Annotated in this window: 12 protein-coding genes and 1 pseudogene; 8 read left to right on the forward strand and 5 right to left on the reverse strand. The window is 75.9% G+C overall.

Features of this window, described 5'->3' with window-relative positions:
- The first annotated feature begins 142 nt into the window (after positions 1–142).
- The 7 genes from WDV85_RS12480 (at position 143) to WDV85_RS12510 (ending at position 12,210) form a co-directional block, all read left to right on the forward strand.
- Entirely contained in the window at positions 143–2,458 is a 2,316-nt protein-coding gene (locus WDV85_RS12480; protein WP_339570928.1) for a diguanylate cyclase domain-containing protein, read from the forward strand.
- 222 nt (positions 2,459–2,680) lie between these two features.
- Positions 2,681–4,072 (forward strand): ABC transporter substrate-binding protein, encoded by a 1,392-nt coding sequence (locus WDV85_RS12485; protein ID WP_339570929.1) that lies wholly within the window; start codon positions 2,681–2,683, stop codon positions 4,070–4,072.
- Between the two features lie 104 nt (positions 4,073–4,176).
- Complete coding sequence (locus WDV85_RS12490; protein WP_339570930.1) at positions 4,177–5,160, forward strand: carbohydrate ABC transporter permease; 984 nt, start codon at positions 4,177–4,179, stop codon at positions 5,158–5,160.
- Positions 5,157–6,098: a carbohydrate ABC transporter permease gene (locus WDV85_RS12495; RefSeq protein WP_339570931.1), complete on the forward strand. Its 942-nt coding sequence runs from the start codon at positions 5,157–5,159 to the stop codon at positions 6,096–6,098. The genes WDV85_RS12490 and WDV85_RS12495 overlap by 4 nt, the downstream gene beginning before the upstream one ends.
- A gap of 108 nt (positions 6,099–6,206) precedes the next feature.
- Complete coding sequence (locus tag WDV85_RS12500) at positions 6,207–7,262, forward strand: LacI family DNA-binding transcriptional regulator (RefSeq protein ID WP_339570932.1); 1,056 nt, start codon at positions 6,207–6,209, stop codon at positions 7,260–7,262.
- 120 nt (positions 7,263–7,382) lie between these two features.
- Entirely contained in the window at positions 7,383–10,622 is a 3,240-nt protein-coding gene (locus WDV85_RS12505; RefSeq protein ID WP_339570933.1) for a TIM-barrel domain-containing protein, read from the forward strand.
- Between the two features lie 157 nt (positions 10,623–10,779).
- Complete coding sequence (locus WDV85_RS12510) at positions 10,780–12,210, forward strand: GH1 family beta-glucosidase (protein ID WP_339570934.1); 1,431 nt, start codon at positions 10,780–10,782, stop codon at positions 12,208–12,210.
- Between the two features lie 130 nt (positions 12,211–12,340).
- On the opposite strand, the pseudogene WDV85_RS12515 reads toward WDV85_RS12510, so the two are convergent.
- The 3 genes and pseudogenes from WDV85_RS12515 to WDV85_RS12525 all read right to left on the reverse strand — a co-directional run.
- Positions 12,341–12,547, reverse strand: a pseudogene (locus WDV85_RS12515) (nucleoside hydrolase); the annotation flags it as partial.
- A gap of 181 nt (positions 12,548–12,728) precedes the next feature.
- Positions 12,729–13,982 carry an aspartate aminotransferase family protein gene (locus WDV85_RS12520; RefSeq protein WP_445263313.1) on the reverse strand — a complete coding sequence of 418 codons (1,254 nt, stop codon included), beginning with the start codon at positions 13,980–13,982 and terminating at the stop codon, positions 12,729–12,731.
- A 173-nt stretch (positions 13,983–14,155) separates the two neighbouring features.
- Positions 14,156–14,764, reverse strand: coding sequence for a DivIVA domain-containing protein (locus WDV85_RS12525; RefSeq protein ID WP_339570937.1), 609 nt, complete (start codon positions 14,762–14,764; stop codon positions 14,156–14,158).
- 159 nt (positions 14,765–14,923) lie between these two features.
- On the opposite strand from WDV85_RS12525, the gene WDV85_RS12530 reads away from it, so the two are divergent.
- On the forward strand, positions 14,924–15,745 hold the full coding sequence (locus tag WDV85_RS12530; protein WP_339570938.1) for an SDR family oxidoreductase: 822 nt from the start codon (positions 14,924–14,926) through the stop codon (positions 15,743–15,745).
- A gap of 93 nt (positions 15,746–15,838) precedes the next feature.
- On the opposite strand, the gene WDV85_RS12535 is transcribed toward WDV85_RS12530, so the two are convergent.
- A complete protein-coding gene (locus WDV85_RS12535; protein WP_339570939.1) occupies positions 15,839–16,189 on the reverse strand; it encodes a hypothetical protein in 351 nt (116 codons plus the stop codon).
- 81 nt (positions 16,190–16,270) lie between these two features.
- The gene (locus WDV85_RS12540; RefSeq protein WP_445263302.1) at positions 16,271–17,860 is read right to left on the reverse strand and encodes an amidohydrolase; all 1,590 of its coding nucleotides are present in this window, start codon (positions 17,858–17,860) and stop codon (positions 16,271–16,273) included.
- Between the last annotated feature and the right edge of the window lie 30 nt (positions 17,861–17,890).

Here is a 17,890-nt window from a genome sequence, read left to right on the forward strand (position 1 = left end):
CGCGCACGTGCCGGCCCGGGCGTGCGCCGATCGGGTGATCCCGCGGCGGCTCCCGCGGGACGCGGCGCCGACGGCCGACAGTCCCAGGGGACGCGTCCAGCCGGTGGCGCACCCGGACGAGCGGTGCGAGGCGGAGGACGGCATGACGGTGGACGAGGGTGCGGGGCCGGTCGAGCTGCGCGAGGTGCTCGACGGCGGGGTCCGCAGCGTCTTCCAGCCGATCGTGGACCTCGACAGCGGCCGGGTGGTCGCCTACGAGGCGCTCGCGCGCGGCCCGCGGGGCAGTGAGCTCGAGCGCCCGGACCACCTCTTCGCCGCGGCCCGCGCGCAGGGCCTGCTCGCCGAGCTCGACGCCGCCTGCCGCGAGGCCGCCTTCCGCGGCGCGCTCGAGCAGCAGCTGCTGGCGCCGCTGACCCTCTTCGTCAACGTCGAGCCCGAGGTGCTCGACAGCGCACCGCTCGACGACCTCCTCGCCATCGCCGCCGACGCTCCGGGAGACCTCCGCGTGGTCGTGGAGATCACCGAGCGGGCGCTCGCCCACCGGCCGGCGGAGCTCCTGCGCACGGTCGACCGGGTCCGGGAGATCGGCTGGGGGATCGCGCTCGACGACGTCGGCGCGGACGCGCTCTCCCTGGCCTTCATGCCGCTGCTGCGCCCCGACGTCGTCAAGCTGGACCTGCGCCTCGTGCAGGAGCGCCCCGGGCCCGCCGTGGCGCAGATCATGAACGCCGTCAACGCCTACGCCGAGTCCTCGGGCGCCCTCGTCCTCGCCGAGGGCATCGAGGACGAGCGGCACCTGCGGGTCGGCCGCGCCCTCGGGGCGCGCCTCGGCCAGGGCTGGCTCTTCGGGCGGCCCGCGCCGGGCCCGGCCCCCGCCTTCGAGGTCGGCGAGCTCGTGCTGCCGCCCCGCGCGGCCGTCGACCTCGCCGCGACGTCGCCCTTCGCCCTGCTGCAGGCGCACCACGAGCTGCGCCGCTCGCCCAAGCAGCTGCTCATCGAGCTGAGCAAGCAGCTCGAGCGGGAGGCGCTGCGCCTCGGCGAGACCGCCGTCGTCGCCTCGACCTTCCAGGAGGCCAAGCACTTCACGCCCGCCACGGCCGCCCGCTACCGCGACCTCGTCGAGCGCACGGGCTTCGTGTGCGCGCTGGGGGAGGGCCTGCCCGAGGAGCCCATCCCGGGCCTGCGGGGCACGACGCTCGCGGCGGACGACGCGGTCCGCGGCGAGTGGGACGTCGTCGTCCTCGGCCCGCACTTCAGCGCGGCCCTGCTCGCCCGCGACCTCGGGGACACCGGCCCCGACGCGCAGCGCACCTTCGAGTACGCGCTCACCTACGAGCGCGCCACCGTCGTCGACGCCGCGCGGTGCCTGCTCTCGCGGGTGGTCCCGCGCGAGGCCGTCCCCGTGCCCACCGGTGCCGAGCAGCGCGCCTCCGTGGCCGCCGACGCCGGCACGGCGGGGCCCGCGCGCTCGCCCGGCGAGGTCCGCACCACCCCCGCCGGCGAGGCGCTCCTGCACCGCGCGCTCGCCGCCACGACGAGCGGCGTGACCATCGCGGACATGCGGCGCCCCGACCAGCCGCTCGTCTACGCCAACAAGGCCTTCGAGCAGCTCTCCGGCATCGCCGTCGAGGACGTCCTGGGCCGCAACTGCCGCTTCCTCCAGGGCGAGGACACCGACCCGGGGGTCGTCGACGCCATCCGCGCCGCCATCCGCGCCGGCCAGGAGTGGCGGGGGACGCTGCTCAACCACCGGGGTCCGGAGCGGGCGCCGTGGTGGAACGAGATCTACCTCGCTCCCGTCCTCGGCGCGGACGGGAAGGTGCTCCAGTACATCGGGGTCCAGAACGACGTCACGGCGCGGGTCGAGGCCCAGCGGGCGCTCGAGACCGAGCGCGACCGCGCCCGGGCCCTCGTCGAGCAGGTCGAGCGCCTCGCCTACACCGACCCGCTGACGGGGCTCAAGAACCGCCGGCGGCTCGAGGAGCGCGTGGAGGCGGCGCTGTGGGACGCGCGCCTGGCCGGCCACGCGGTCGCGCTGCTCTTCTGCGACCTCGACGGGTTCAAGGCCGTCAACGACGAGCACGGCCACGCGGTGGGCGACGAGCTGCTCGTCGCCCTCGCGCGGCGCATCCGGGAGGCGATCCGGCGCACCGACCTGCTGGCGCGCCTCGGCGGGGACGAGTTCCTCGTCGCGCTGCCGGCGCTCGACCCGGAGACCGCCGAGGAGGACGCGCGGCGCGTGGCCGCGGCCGTCTCGGCGGCCGTGGTCCGGCCGGTCGACCTGGGCGGCCGGGAGGTCGCCGTCGGCGCCAGCATCGGCATCGGCCTCACCCCGCGCGACGGGACGACCTTCGGCGAGCTGCTCCACGAGGCCGACCAGCGCATGTACGCCGCCAAGCGGGGACGGCGCGCCGCGGCGCTCCGCGAGCCCGGCGACGAGCCGGCGCCGGTGGCCTGAGCGCCCCCGGGGTGGGCGGGACGCCCGCCCGGAGCAGCGCCGCCGCGCCGCGCCGCGGGTGCGACGAGACGTGTCAGCGCTCACATGCCGGATTCCGGCCCGTGCGTCGCTGTACCGGTTCACCTCGTCGCCCGATCGTTATCGTCGCGGCTTGATGCGGACGCCCCCGGGTGCTGTCATCTCGGAGCGCGCGGCACCGGTGCCGCCGGCGAGAGGAGAACCATGTCCACCCGTACGCGGAAGAGCAGCAGGGCGGCCGTCGCCGCCGGGCTGGGCGCCGTCGTCGCCCTGGCGGGCTGCGCCTCGCAGGAGGAGGCCGGCGTCAGCTCCGGCGGCAGCACCGCCGGTGCCGAGGTCGCCAGCAGCGAGATCGACTGTTCGCAGTTCGAGCAGTTCGGTGACGTCGACGGCTCCGAGGTCGAGGTCTACACGACCATCGTCGACCCGGAGTCGCAGTCGTTCATCGACGCCTTCGGGCCGTTCGAGGAGTGCACCGGCATCTCCGTCAACTACAACGGCTCGCGCCAGTTCGAGGCGCAGCTGCCCGTCCGCGTGAACGCGGGCAACGCCCCCGACATCGCTTTCCTGCCACAGCCGGGCCTCCTCGCGCAGATGGTCGCCACGGGCCAGGTCGCGGAGCCCGCCCAGGCCGTCGTCGACAACGTCGACCAGTACTGGAGCGAGGACTGGAAGGGCTACGGCACCGTCGACGGCACGTTCTACGCCCCGCCGCTCGGCGCCAACGTCAAGTCCTTCGTCTGGTACTCGCCCGGCGCCTTCGAGGAGGCCGGCTACGAGGTCCCGGAGACCTGGGACGACATGCTCGCCCTGTCGGACCAGATCGTCGCCGACCACCCCGACAGCAAGCCGTGGTGCGCGGGCATCGGCTCGGGCGAGGCCACCGGCTGGCCGGCCACCGACTTCCTCGAGGACGTCGTGCTGCACCAGCAGGGCCCCGACGTCTACGACCAGTGGATCTCCCACGAGATCCCCTTCAACGACCCGCAGATCGCCGAGTCCCTGGCGCTGGCCGGCGGCATCCTCAAGAACCCCGACTACGTCAACGGCGGGCTGGGCGACGTGCGCTCCATCGCCTCGACGGAGTTCCAGGACGCGGGCCTGCCGATCCTCGACGGCCAGTGCTGGATGCACCGCCAGGCGAGCTTCTACCAGGCCAACTGGCCGGCGGGCACCGACGTCTCCGAGGACGGTGACGTCTTCGCCTTCCCGACCCCGGTGATCGACGAGGGCGTCGGCAACGCCATCGTCGGCGGCGGCGAGTTCGTGGCCGCCTTCAACGACGACCCGGCGACCCAGGCCGTCCAGTACTGGCTGTCCACGGGCGACTGGGCCAACCTCAAGGCCCAGGCCTCGCAGCCCGGCTGGTTCTCGGCGAACCTCGAGCTCGACCCGAGCAACCTGCAGAGCCCGATCGACCAGCTGGCGGTGGAGCAGCTGCAGGACCCGGAGTCGACCTTCCGCTTCGACGCCTCCGACCTCATGCCGGCCCAGGTCGGCGCGGACGCCGAGTGGCAGCAGCTGACGGACTGGATCGCGAGCGACCAGTCCGACCAGCAGACGCTCGACAACATCGAGGCCGCCTGGCCCCAGTGACGCACCGCTGACCCGCGCCCGGCGGCGCCCCCCCACGGGGCGTCGCCGGGCGCGGCGACCGCGGGCGCCCTGGGCCGGGCCGATGACGTCTCGGAGGAGACCTCGTGGACTGGTTGCTCGACGCGGAGACCACCGCGCACAAGCTCGCGCTGATGGTCCTGGCCATCGCGCTCTTCGCCCTCGTGATGGGCGGGATCCTCTTCGCCGTCGACAAGCCCAAGCGCGTGCCGCAGTGGGTGGTCGTCCTCGGCTTCCTCGGACCCCCGATCCTCCTGCTGCTGCTCGGGCTCGTGTACCCGGCCATCGGCACGCTGGTCAACAGCTTCAAGAACAACGACGGCAGCGAGTTCGTCGGCGTCGACAACTACGCCGCCGTCTTCAGCAACAGCGAGCTGCTCATCGTGCTGCGCAACACCGTGCTGTGGGTGGTGCTCGTGCCGCTGGTCGCGACGACCTTCGGCATGGTCTACGCCTACCTCGTCGACCGCACGCGCTTCGAGAACCTCGCCAAGGCGCTCGTCTTCCTGCCGATGGCCATCTCCGGCGTCGCGGCCGGCATCATCTGGCAGTTCGTCTACGAGTACCGCCCCGCGGGGCAGAACCAGATCGGCCTGCTCAACCAGGTGCTCGTCTGGCTCGGGGCCGAGCCCCGCCAGTTCCTGCTCAACGCGCCGCAGAACACCTTCTTCATCATCGCGGTGATGATCTGGATCAACGCGGGCTTCGCCATGACGGTGCTCTCGGCGTCCATCAAGGCCATCCCCGACGACGTCACCGAGGCGGCCCGCCTCGACGGGGTCTCGGGCTTCGGCATGTTCCGCTACGTGACGGTGCCGAGCATCCGCCCGGCGCTCGTCGTCGTGCTGACGACCGTGGCGATCTCGACGCTCAAGGTCTTCGACATCGTCTACACGATGACGGGCGGGCAGTTCAGCACCTCGGTGATCGCCAACGAGTTCTACTCGCAGACCTTCCGGCAGTTCAACCAGGGCCTGGGCGCGGCGCTCGCCGTGCTCCTGTTCATCCTGGTCGTGCCGATCATCGCCTACAACGTCCGCCAGCTGCGCCTGTCCGAGGAGATCCGGTGACCGCGAGCGACGTCAGCCAGGAGGTCGTCACCCAGGCCACGGGCAAGGTCGACGCGCCCGTCACGGACTCGTGGCGCCAGCGGCGGCGCCAGCGCCGCGCCGAGGCGGCCGCCGACCGGCTGTCGAAGCCGGCGGCGTCGACCATCGCCATCGTCATCGCCGTGCTCTGGAGCATCCCGACCCTGGGGCTCTTCGTCACGTCCTTCCGGACGGTCGACGACATCCAGAGCTCGGGCTGGTGGACGGCCATCACCAACCCGCTGTTCTCGCAGTACAACTACCAGGCGGCGCTCGTCGACAGCGGCCTGGCGTCGAACTTCGTCAACAGCTTCGTCATCACGCTGCCGGCCGTCCTCATCCCCATCACCCTGGCGCTGCTCGCGGCCTACGCGTTCGCGTGGATCCCCTTCCGGGGGCGCAACACGCTGTTCGTGGCGGTGTTCGCGCTGCAGATCGTGCCGATCCAGGTGACCCTCGTCCCGCTGCTCAGCCTCTACGTGGACGTGGGCGTCGCCGGCTCCTTCTGGACGGTGTGGCTGTCGCACTCGATGTTCGCGCTGCCGCTCGCGATCTTCCTGCTGCACAACTTCATGAAGGACGTGCCGCCCTCGCTCGTCGAGGCGGCGCGCATGGACGGCGCGGGGCACGTCACCATCTTCTTCAAGGTGCTGTTCCCGCTGCTCGTGCCGGCCATCGCGGCCTTCGGCGTCTTCCAGTTCCTCTGGGTCTGGAACGACCTCCTCGTGGCGCTGACGTTCGCCTCGAACGACGCGACGCCGCTCACGGCGGCGGTGGCCGACCTCGCGGGCACCCGCGGCAACGCGTGGTACCTGCTGTCGGCCGGCGCCTTCATCACGATGGTCGTGCCGCTCGTCGTGTTCGTCTCCCTGCAGCGCTTCTTCGTCCGCGGCCTCCTGGCCGGGTCGGTCAAGGGCTGAGGTGGACGGGTCCGGGGGGCGGGCGCCACGGCGCCCGCCCTCCCGGTCCGTGCGTCGCACGCCGCTGGCGGGCGCCGCGCGCGTGCCCTCCCCGCGCGGGAGGTGCTCGTGGCCCGCGTGACGATCAAGGAGATCGCCCGGCGGGCCGGCGTGTCCAAGGGCGCCGTCTCCTACGCGCTCAACGGCCGGCCCGGGGTCTCCGAGGCCACGCGCGCCCGGGTCCTCCAGGTCGCCGCCGAGCTGGACTGGGCGCCCAACAGCGCGGCACGGTCCCTGTCGGGCGCCCGCTCGCGGACGGTCGGCCTCGTCGTCACGCGCCCCGCCGAGACGCTGGGCGCCGAGACCTTCTTCGCCCGCTTCGTCGCGGGCGTCGAGAGCGTCCTCGGCCCTCGCGGGCACGGCCTGCTGCTGCAGGTGGTCCCGGCCGCCGAGACCGAGGAGGCCACGCTCCGGGCCTGGGCCCGCGAGCGGCGCGTCGACGGCGTCGTCCTCCTCGACCCGCGGCGCGAGGACCCGCGGGTCGGCCTCGTCGCCGCGCTCGGCCTCCCCGCCGTCGTCGTGGGCGACCCGACGCTGGCCGGCGGCCTCCCCTGCGTGTGGAAGGACGACGCGGCCGCCGTGGCCGCGGCCGCCGACCACCTCGTCGCGCGGGGGCGCAGGCGGATCGGTCGCGTCGCCGGCCCCGAGGAGCTGGGGCACACCGGCATCCGCGACGCGGCGCTCGTCGCGGCGGCGGCCCGGTGCGGCGCCACCGCCGTGGTGCGCCACACCGACTTCGGGGCCGCGGCGGCCGCGGCCGCGACCCTGGAGCTCGTGCGCGGCGCCGACCGCGTCGACGGGCTGCTCTTCGACACCGACCTCATGGCGGTCGCCGGGCTCTCGGCCCTCCTCGGCGCGGGCCTGCGCGTGCCCGAGGACGTCGCCGTCGTCGCGTGGGACGACTCCGTGCTGTGCACGGTCACCCACCCGCAGCTGACCGCCGTCGGGCACGACCTCCTCGCCTACGGCGCGGCCGTGGCCGACCTGCTCGTGCGCCAGACCGCGTCGGAGCCGGTGGTCGACGTGGAGGTCGAGGCGCCCGACCTGCGGGTGCGCGCCAGCACGGGCGGGACCGGCTGCGGCGTCCCGCGGAGGAGCGGGTGCGCGGGGACGGGCGCCGCCTGAGCGGCCGGGGTCTTGACACGGCCCCTCTGACAGCGATGACATCTCCTCGCCGGTGGCCTCGGGCAACCGGCAGCGGTCGACGTCCGCCCGGACGCCGGCCGTCCACGAGGAGGTGGAGCCATGGCCCTGCGGACCGCTCGGCGCATCAGGGGCGCCCTGGCGGCGGCCGTCGCCGCCGCCGTCGTCACGGGGGCGCCGACCCCGGTGCTGGCGGCGCCACCGCCACCGCCGAGCCCGACGCCGGGCTCGGCGGCCGACCGCGCCGTCGTCGTGGGGGACGCGCGCTTCGAGGTGCTCTCGCCGACGCTCGTGCGCACCGAGCACGCCGAGGACGGCCGGTTCGAGGACCGCCCCTCCTCCAACGCCGTCGGGCGGGACGCCATGGACGGCGCGGACTTCACGACCTCCACCGAGGACGGCTGGTTCGAGCTGCGCACGTCCGCGCTGACGCTCCGCTACCGCCTCGGGTCGGGCTCCTTCGGCCCCGACGACCTCGTCGTCTCCGAGCGCGCCGGGGAGCAGGCTGTGACGGCGAGCCCGTGGCCCGGGCCGCCGACGTGCGAGCCCGGCGCGCGCTGCGAGGCGGAGGACGCCGCCCTCGACGGGCCGGGCACGGCCACCGACCACAGCGGGTACTCGGGGTCGGGCTTCGTCGCGGGCTTCACGGCCGAGGGCGACAGCCTCACCACGAGCGTCACCGTGGCCGAGGGGGGCGTCCGGGAGCTGGCCGTCCGCTACGCCAACGACCGCGGTGGTGACGGCCAGGTCGTCGAGCGCACGCTCAGCGCCTCCGTCGACGGCGGGGCGCCCGTGCGGCTGGCCCTGCCGCCCACCGGGTCGTGGGACACCTGGGCCGTCGCCCGCGTGCCGCTGGACCTCCCGGCGGGCGAGCACGACGTCGTCCTGCTCCGCGGGGCCGACGACTCCGGCAACGTCAACGTCGACAGCCTCGCCGTCCTCGAGCCGGGCGCCGCCTTCCCGGAGCCGGTGGCGCCGGCCCCCGAGCCCTGCGCCTTCGGCGCCCTCTGCGAGGCGGACGCGGGCGCGCTCTCCGGCGCCGCGCGGACGGCGAGCGACCACGACGGGGCCTCCGGCGACGCCTTCCTCGCGGGGCTCGAGCACGTCGGCGACGCGGTGGCCCTGACGGTCACGGGCGTCCCCGCGGCCGGCGACTACGACCTGCAGGTCCGGTACGCGAACCACCGGGCGGACACCCCGCAGGTCCGCGACCGCGACCTGCTCGTGCAGGCCGGCGGCGCGGCGCCCACGACGACGACGCTCGCCCCGACGAGCGGGTGGGGGTACTGGCGCACGGTGCGCACTCCCCTCCACCTCCCGGCGGGGGAGTCCGTCGTCACGCTCGGCTGCCCGGACGACGACGGCTGCCACGTCAACCTCGACACGGTCGCGGTCACCGCGGCCGGTGCCCCGCTGCTGGCGCCGCACGCGCCCCTCGGCGGCTACCGCCGCGGCCTCGACGGCGTGGACGGCGAGGCGCGCACGGAGCCGGGCGTCCTCCACGCGGACGGCTGGACGCTCCTCGACGACACCGCGTCCGCGCTGGTCCCCGCCGACGGCGGGACGCCCGTCCCCCGGCCCGAGCGCGAGGGGGACTACCAGGACGGCTACGTCTTCGGCTACGGCCAGGACTACGCCGCGGCCCTCGCGGACCTCTCGGCGCTCACCGGGCCGACGGCGCTGCTGCCGCGGTGGGCGTACGGCGTCTGGTACTCCGAGTACTACGACCGCACGCAGTCCGAGCTGCTCGCGATCAACGAGCGGGCGCGGGCCGAGGGCGTGCCGATGGACGTCCTCGTCGTCGACACCGACTGGAAGGCCGGCAACGCCTGGGACGGCTGGGAGGTCGACACCGGCCGGTTCCCCGACGCGCACGGCTTCGTCGAGGAGCTGCACTCCCGCGACGTGCGCACCTCCTTCAACATCCACCCCAGCATCAGCGGGCAGGACCCGCGCTTCCCCGAGGCCCAGGCCACGGCCGGCGGCGCCCTCGCTCCCGGGAGCTGCGGCGGCGGGGCGCCCGACTGCCACGTCTTCGACTGGGGCGACCCGGCCCAGCTGCAGGCCTACCTCGACCTGCACCAGCCGCTCGACCAGGACGTCGACTTCTGGTGGCTGGACTGGTGCTGCGACAGCTCGGGCTCCTCGCTGCCGGGCGTGACGCCCGACGCCTGGATCAACGAGCAGTACGCGACGCGCACGGCGCCGTCGACCGAGCGCGGCTTCGCCTTCTCCCGCGCCTACGGCTCGCTGCAGGCCGGGGGGTACTCGAACCCGAGCGCCGTCCCGACCGGCCCCTGGGCCGACAAGCGCACGACGCTGCACTTCACGGGCGACACCACCTCGGACTGGGAGACGCTCCACTACGAGGTCGGGTACACGCCCGGCGAGTCGGTGGCCACGGGGAACGCGTCCGTGACCCACGACATCGGGGGCCACACCGGCGGGCTGCAGGTGCCGGGCACCGAGCCCGGCGCGACGCAGCTGCCGGCGGACCTCTACGCCCGGTGGGTGCAGATGGGCACCTTCCAGCCCGTCGACCGGCTGCACTCCAACCACAGCGACCGGCTGCCGTGGCAGTACCCGGAGGCCGCGCGCGCGTCGGCGACGGCGTCGTTGCGGCTGCGCGAGCGGCTCGTGCCCCTCACCTACACGCTCGCCCGCGAGGCGACGGCGACGGGGACGCCGGTCGTGCGCCCGCTGTACCTGCAGTACCCGCAGGAGCAGGAGGCCTACGCCCGCGCCGGCGCCGAGTACCTCTACGGCCCCGACGTCCTCGTCGCCCCCGTGACGACGCCGGGGGAGAGCGCCACGACCCCGGTGTGGTTCCCGCCGGGCAGCAGCTGGACGGACTGGTACACCGGCGAGACCCACGAGGGCGGCACGACGGCCGACGTGACGACCGACCTGTCGACCATGCCGGTCTTCGTGCGCTCGGGCGGCGTCGTCACGACGAGGACGGACGACGCGCTCACGGCGTCGGCGCCCCTGGACGCCGTCACGGTCGTCCTGGGCGGTGACGGCGACGCGCGGGGCTCCCTCCACGAGGACGACGGCGAGTCCGCCGACCTCACCCGCAGCCGCACGACGGAGATCACCGCGTCGACGACCGGTCGGCTGCACCGGGTCACGGTCGCCCCCGCCGTCGGGTCCTTCCCGGGGGAGGTGGAGCGCCGGACGTGGACGGTGCGGGTGCTCGACGTCGACGAGCCGGAGGACGTCCGCCTGCTCGGCGGGCGGCTCGCCCCGGGCGCCTGGTCCTACGACGCGGCGACCCGCACGCTGGAGGTGACGACGCCCGAGCGGCCGGTCGACCGCCGCACGGTCGTCAGCTACCGCTGAGCGACGGGCCGGCGGGCGCCGCGGGGGTCCGCCGGCCCGGCCGCGGCGCACCGGGACGCATTGGCGCGGCGGGTGCGGGGCGCGGCAGGATGCCGAGCACGAGCCGCGCCCGCCCGCAGGCGGTCCCGCGGCGCCGCGCTGCGACGAAGGAGCCCCCGTGCCCCAGGACACGCCCCGGACCACCCGCTTCCCCGACGGCTTCCTCTGGGGCTCGGCGACCGCCAGCTACCAGATCGAGGGCGCCGTCGACGAGGACGGGCGCACGCCGTCGGTCTGGGACACGTTCTCCCACACGCCCGGCAAGACCCTCGACGGCGACACCGGTGACGTGGCGGACGACCACTACCACCGCTTCCGCGAGGACGTGGCCCTCATGAAGGAGCTGGGGCTGCAGACGTACCGCTTCTCGGTGGCGTGGCCGCGCATCACGCCGCAGGTGACGGCGGACGCGCTGGGCCCGGTGGAGCAGCGGGGCCTCGACTTCTACTCCGCGCTCGTCGACGAGCTCGTCGCCGCGGGCATCACCCCCGCCGTGACGCTCTACCACTGGGACCTCCCGCAGGCGCTGGAGGACGAGGGCGGCTGGACCGACCGCCGCACGGCGGAGCGCTTCGGCGAGTACGCCGCCGTCGTCGCGGGCGCCCTGGGGGACCGGGTGCGGACCTTCATCACGCTCAACGAGCCGTGGTGCGCGGCCTACCTCGGCTACGCCGCCGGCGTCCACGCGCCCGGGCGCACCGAGCCCGCGGCGGCGCTGGCCGCCGTCCACCACCTCAACCTCGGCCACGGGCTCGCCGCCCGCGCCGTCCGGGAGCACGCGCCGGGCGCGGAGGTCGCCGTCACGCTGAACCTCGGCTGGTTCCGCCCCGACGACGAGTCCTCCGAGGGCGACCGCGACGCCGTCCGCCGCGTCGACGGCCTGCAGAACCGCGTCTTCCTCGGCCCGATGCTGCGCGGGGAGTACCCCGCGGACGTCCTCGAGGACACCGCCGCCGTCACCGACTGGTCCTTCGTGCGCGACGGCGACGTCGAGACGATCCGCCAGCCGCTCGACGCCCTCGGGCTCAACTACTACTCCCCGACCGTCGTGCGCCGCTGGAGCGGCGAGGGCGCCAAGGAGACGGCCGACGGCCACGGCGACGGCGCCTCCCCGTGGGTGGCGTGCGACGACGTCGAGTTCGTCGAGCTGCCCGGCCCGCGCACCGAGATGGGCTGGTCGATCGACCCGCGCGGCATGAGCGAGCTGCTGCTGCGCTTGGCCGCCGAGGCGCCCGGCGTCGACCTCTACGTCACCGAGAACGGCATGGCGGCACCGGACGTCGTCGGCGACGACGGCGTCGTCCACGACGACGACCGCGTCGCCTACCTCCACGACCACCTCGCCGCCGTGCTCGACGCCGTCGAGGGCGGGGCCCCGGTCAAGGGCTACTTCGTGTGGTCGCTGCTCGACAACTTCGAGTGGGCCTACGGCTACAGCAAGCGCTTCGGCGTCGTGCACGTGGACTACGCGACGCAGGTCCGCACCCCGAAGGACAGCGCGCGCTGGTACTCCCGCGCCGCCGCGGAGAACGCCCTCCCCGCCCGCTGACACCTCGGCGGCGGCCCCCCGCACTTCGTCGTCACTCTGACGTCGAGAGGGGCCTTCCGGAGGCACTTCGTCGTCATAGTGCCGCCAGCCCCCGCGCCGGAGGGCGTCATGTCGACGAAGTGCGGGGGAGGGGCGCCCCGGCGAGGGCGACCACGCAGGCGGCGTTCGCCGTCACGACGTCGAGCGAGGCGTTGCCGGCGGTCGTCGTGACGGCGCGCACGTCCAGCTCGGGTGCGGCGAGGGCGAGGAGCAGCGCGACGGCGTCGTCGACGCCCGGGTCGCAGTCGACGACGACGGGCACCGGGTCGTCGGCGCGCGCGGGCGCGAGCGGGGGCAGCGGGCGGGGCTCGTCGACGTCGTCCACCGGCCCACCGTGCCCCATGCCCTTCGCCTCCTCCGGCGATGTGCCGACGAAGTGCCCGGAGAAGGGGCCACTCGACGGCGAATTGCCGACGGAGTGCCCGGTGGAGGGGCCGGTCGACAGCGATGTGTCGACGAAGTGCGGGGGGCTGGGCGGGTCAGCGGGGGCGGGCGGCGTCGACTTCGCGGAGGGCGTCGACGAGGAGGGCGAGGCCCTCCTGCGCCTCCGCCTCGGTGAGGGTCAGCGGGGGCGCGACGCGCAGGACGTTGCCGTGCAGCCCGCCGCCGCCGACGAGCAGCCCGCGCGCCTTCGTCGCCTCGAGGACGGCGGCCGCGGCGGCGGGGTCGGGCGCGTACCCGTCGGGGCCGACGAGCTCGACCCCCACCATGAGCCCGACGCCGCGGACCTCGCCGACCACCGCCAGGTCGGCGCTCGCCGAGCGCAGCCCGTCGATGAGCAGGCGCCCCAGCCGGTCGGCGTTGCCCTGCAGGTCGTGGTCGAGCACGTGGTCGAGGACGGCGTTCGCCGCGGCCGTGGCCACCGGGTTGCCGCCGAAGGTCGAGATGCCCTTCGCCGCGAGGCCGTCCATGACGTCGGCGCGCGCGACGACGCCGCCGATGGGGAAGCCGCCGCCCAGGCCCTTGGCGAACGTCAGGACGTCGGGGACGACGCCGGACGCCTCGATGCCGAAGAACGAGCGGCCCGTGCGGCCCCACGCCGTCTGCACCTCGTCGCTGACGAAGAGCGTGCCGGTCTCGTCGAGGACCTCCTTGTACGCGGCGAGCAGCCGCGGCGGCGGCACGGCGAAGCCGCCGACGCCCTGCACGGGCTCAGCGATGAGGCACGCGACGTCCCCGGTGACGGCGACGTCGAGCAGCTCGCGCAGGTCGGCCACGCACGCCGCCACGTAGGCGTCGTCGTCGAGGTCGCGGAAGCTGCTGCGGAACCGGTACCCGCCCTGCAGGTACGTCGTCTGCAGCGGCGAGAAGCTCGACGCCGACCACGACCGGTTCCCCGTGACGCCGACGGTCGCGAAGCTCCGCCCGTGGTAGCTGTTGCGCAGCGCCAGCACCTGGTTGGAGCGGCGGTGCGACATCGCGAGGAGCAGCGCCGCCTCGTTGGCCTCGGTCCCCGACGTCGTGAAGAAGACCTTGGCGTCGGGGATGCGCGACAGGCGCGCGATCTTCTCGGCCAGCTCGACCTGGCTGCGGAGCAGGTACAGCGTCGAGGTGTGGACGACGCCGCGCGCCAGCTGCTCGGTGACGGCCTCGCGGACGGCGGGCAGGTCGTGGCCGACCATCGTCACGAGGATGCCGCCGAAGAAGTCGAGGTAGGTGCGCCCGCGGCTGTCCGTGACCCGCGCGCCCGACGCGCCGACGAGCTCGAGCGGCTCGTCGTAGTAGAGCCCCATCCACGCCGGCGAGACGCGGCGGTGGCGGGCGAGGAGGTCGTCGTCCGGCCCGGCGCCCGGGGGCGCGTCGGCGGGCGTGGTGCGGTCGGTCGTGGTCACGGGCTCCTCCTCCGAGCGGTCCGGCGAGCGTAGGTCGCCGGACCGGGGCAGGAGGTCGTCAGGCCCCCAGGGGCTCAGCCCGTCCGGTGCTCTCCTCGCCCGGCCGCGGCGAGCGCCGCGACGACGTCGTCGAGCAGGGCGTCGACGGCGCCCTGGTCGTAGCCCCGCCGGCGGGTCCGGAAGACCGCCTCGGTGACCTCCTCCGCCGAGAGCCGCGGCCGGTCCGCGCCGCGGCGCTCGAGGGCGTCCGCCGCGCGCTCCAGCAGCGCGTCGACCTCGTCGCGCGCGTACCCGCGCCGCAGCAGCGGCGCCCCCGGCAGGGCGACGGCGCGCAGGTCGGCGGCCGTGGGGCGGTGTCCGCGGCCACCGGTCGCCGTCCCCGCACCGGCACGGGGGTCGACCGCGTCCGTGCGCGCGTGGCGCCCGAGCGCCGGGGCCGGGCGCAGCGCGTCCGCGACGCGGTCGAGGAGGTCGTCCACCTCGTCGACGGCGTAGCCGCGGCGCCACGACTGCGTGAAGAGGACGGCGTGGACGTCGTCCGGCGCGAGGACGACGGCCCCCTCCAGGGCGGCCGCGGCCCGGTCCAGGAAGGCGTCGACCTCCTCGACGTCGTAGCCCGCGGAGAAGCGCGTCGTCCGCAGCGCGGTGCCGCGCAGCTCGGCGGCGGTGATGGGCGTGCTCACGAGGGCCCGATCGGCAGAGCCGGTCGCGGGGTGGAGGGGTCCGGGCGCGGCCCCGCCCGGTCGGACGACCGGCGCGCGACGGTGACGGGACAGGCGCCGGCGGCCGGGGGAGTCGGGCGCGGGGGGAAGAGGCGCGCCGGCGCGGGCGCTGGGTCGGGCATGGCGAAGACCTGGTTCATCACCGGCACCTCCCGCGGGTTCGGGCGCGAGTGGGCGACCGCGGCGCTCGAGCGCGGCGACTCCGTCGCCGCGACGGCGCGCGACTCCTCCACCCTGGGCGACCTCGTCGAGCGCTTCGGCGACCGCGTGCTCCCGCTCGACCTCGACGTCACCGACCGCGCGGCCGTCCAGCCGGCCGTCGACGCCGCCGTCGAGCGCTTCGGCCGCCTCGACGTCGTCGTCAACAACGCCGGCTACGGCCAGTTCGGCATGGTCGAGGAGCTCAGCGAGGACGACGCCCGCCAGCAGATGGAGGTCAACCTCTTCGGCGCCCTGTGGGTGACGCAGGCGGTGCTGCCCCAGCTGCGCGCCCAGGGCGGCGGGCACGTGCTGCAGGTGTCGTCGATCGGGGGCATCTCGGCGTTCCAGAACGTCGGGATGTACCACGCGAGCAAGTGGGCGCTGGAGGGGCTCAGCCAGTCGCTGGCGCAGGAGGTCGCGGGCTTCGGCATCTCCGTGACGCTCGTCGAGCCCGGCGGCTTCGACACCGACTGGGCCGGGTCGTCCGCGCGCCACGCCGAGCCGCTGCCCGCCTACGACGGCGTCCGGGAGGCCGCGCAGCAGGCCCGCTCCCAGCGGACCTCCTCGCCGGGGGACCCGAGGGCCTCGGCGGCCGCCGTGCTCGAGGTCGTCGACGCGGACGAGCCGCCCCTGCGCGTCTTCCTCGGCGCGGCGCCGCTCGCCATCGCCGAGGCGGACTACGCCTCCCGCCTCGAGACCTGGCGGGCCTGGCAGCCGGTCGCCGAGCGCGCCGGGGGCTGAGCCCGGGGCCGGGGCGGCGCGGCGCCAGCAGCGGTGGACGCAGGACGCGCGGGACGACGCCGTGCGTCCACCGCTGGGCGCCGCCGGGCGTCGTCAGCGGGTGGTGCTCCGCCGCTGCGCCGCGCGGTCCTGCCGCCGCGCCAGCGCCCACGACTGCGACACGGCGACGACGAGCGCGCCGCCGGCCACGGGCAGGCCGACGGGCCAGCTCTCGACGAGCGAGCGGTCGGTGAGCGGGGCCAGGACGAGGGCGACGAGGACGAGCGCCGCCGTCCCCGAGACGGCGGCGGCGCGCCACCAGGCTCCGCCGTGGTCGACGACGTGGCCGGCCGCGGCCCCGCACAGCGAGCCGAGCAGGGCCCCCAGCGCGACGAAGAGCCCGAGGAAGGCCGCGAGGTGCAGGTCGGCCTCCCCGAGCATCACGGGCACGACGACGAGGCCCACGACCGCGGCGCCGCCGGGGGAGCGGTGCGCCCACGCGGTGCACCGCGACGTGAGCGCACCGCTCCCGCCGCTCGGACCCGCTCAGCCGCGCAGCGCCGTCGCGCGGTGGGTCCAGCGGCCGCCGACGAGCGTCCCGAGCACCTCGGGCTCGCGCAGCGCCGCCGGGCCCCGCTCCGCGAGGACGTCGGCCGGGTCCTCGGCGAGGAGCACGAGGTCGGCGACGTCGCCCACCCGCACGTGCGGGCGACCGCCGCAGGAGGCCGCCAGCGCCTGCGCCAGCGTGAGGTGCTGCTCGGGGTGCCAGGCGCCGCGCTCGTCGAGGGTGCGGTGCAGCGCGCTGGCGAGGGCGTCCCACGGGTCGAGCGGCGCGACGGGCGCGTCCGAGCCGAGCACGAGGTCGGCGCCCGCGGCCAGCAGGGCGGCGTAGGGGAAGGCGCGGTCGGTGGCGCCCGCCCAGTGCAGGTCGGCGAGGTCGCGGTCGTCGACGGCGTGCCGCGGCTGGACGCTCGCCGTCACCCCGAGCGCCGCGAAGCGCGGGAGGTCCTCGGCCAGCACCTGCTGGGCGTGCTCGACCCGGCCCCGGCAGCCGGCGGCCTCGTACGCGTCGAGGGCCGCCCGCACGCCCGCGTCGCCGATGGCGTGCACCGCCGTCACGAGGCCCGCGGACGTCGCGCGGCGCAGCAGCGCCTCGAGCTCGTCCGGCGGCAGCAGCAGCATCCCGTGGTGGTCCCGCGGCTCGACGCCGCCCAGACCGGTCTTCGCGTACGCGCACGAGCACCACGCCGTCCGCGTGCCGAGCGACCCGTCGACGAAGAGCTTCAGCGGCCCGAGGCGCACGCGGTCGGCCGCCACCGGGTCGCCCACGCCGGGCAAGGGGTCGCCGCTGCGCAGCCCCGCGGCGAGGACGCCGTCGAGGTGCTCGCGCCAGACGCCCACGGCGACGCGCAGCGCCGGCCCGACGCCGGGCTCCGCGCCGTCCGCGGCGGGGCGGGCGACGCCGGCCCGCCGCGCCCAGTCCTCGACGGGCGCGCGCTGGAGGTCGACCAGCGCCGTCGTGCCCCGCGCCGCCGCGTCCTGCGCCGCCCCGAGCACCCACGCGTCGCCGACCTCCGGCGGCACGGCGCCGGCGTCGCCGAGCAGCGCCATCGCGGCGCCCTCGACGAGCAGCCCCGAGCAGTCCTCGCCGAGCCCGAGGCGGCGGGCGGCCTCCGTGCTGCACCACGCGCTGTGGAGGTCCTGGCTGGCGACGACGACGGCGCGGCCCGGCAGGGCGGCGTCGAGGTGGTGCGCGCGCGGCGACGTCGGCCACAGGCCGTCGCGGAAGCCGCGCCCGACGAGGACGTCGTCGCGCCGCCCCCGCTCGGCGTCCGCGGCGGCGAGCAGCGCGGCCGCCTCCTCAGGGGAGCGCGCCCCGGAGACGTCCGGCCGGCGGCGGTCGGCCGCCCAGTCCGCGAGGTGCACGTGCGCGTCCACGAGCCCCGGCAGCAGCGCGGCGCCCGCGCCGTCGAGCACCGGCAGCGCCGCGCCGTCGAGCCCGCGCGGGTCGAGCGCGCCGGCGTCCGCGACGGCGGCCACTCGCCCGCCGAGGAGGAGCACGTCGCGCGCGCGGCGCGGGTCGGGGGCGCCGACCAGGCGCACCGAGCGCAGGAGCATCCCGTCCACGCCGCGCATCCTGCCCGCCGAGCGGGAGGGCGTGGGCCG

The organism is Pseudokineococcus sp. 5B2Z-1, assembly GCF_037482305.1.
GTDB lineage: Bacteria > Actinomycetota > Actinomycetes > Actinomycetales > Quadrisphaeraceae > Pseudokineococcus.

Coding starts and splice junctions, on each gene's coding strand:
- WDV85_RS12480 (WP_339570928.1), top strand. CDS start 143: ATGACGGTGGACGAGGGTGCGGGGCCGGTCGAGCTGCGCGAGGTGCTC.
- WDV85_RS12485 (WP_339570929.1), top strand. CDS start 2,681: ATGTCCACCCGTACGCGGAAGAGCAGCAGGGCGGCCGTCGCCGCCGGG.
- WDV85_RS12505 (WP_339570933.1), top strand. CDS start 7,383: ATGGCCCTGCGGACCGCTCGGCGCATCAGGGGCGCCCTGGCGGCGGCC.
- WDV85_RS12520 (WP_445263313.1), bottom strand. CDS start 13,982: ATGGGGCTCTACTACGACGAGCCGCTCGAGCTCGTCGGCGCGTCGGGC.
- WDV85_RS12530 (WP_339570938.1), top strand. CDS start 14,924: ATGGCGAAGACCTGGTTCATCACCGGCACCTCCCGCGGGTTCGGGCGC.
- WDV85_RS12540 (WP_445263302.1), bottom strand. CDS start 17,860: ATGCGCGGCGTGGACGGGATGCTCCTGCGCTCGGTGCGCCTGGTCGGC.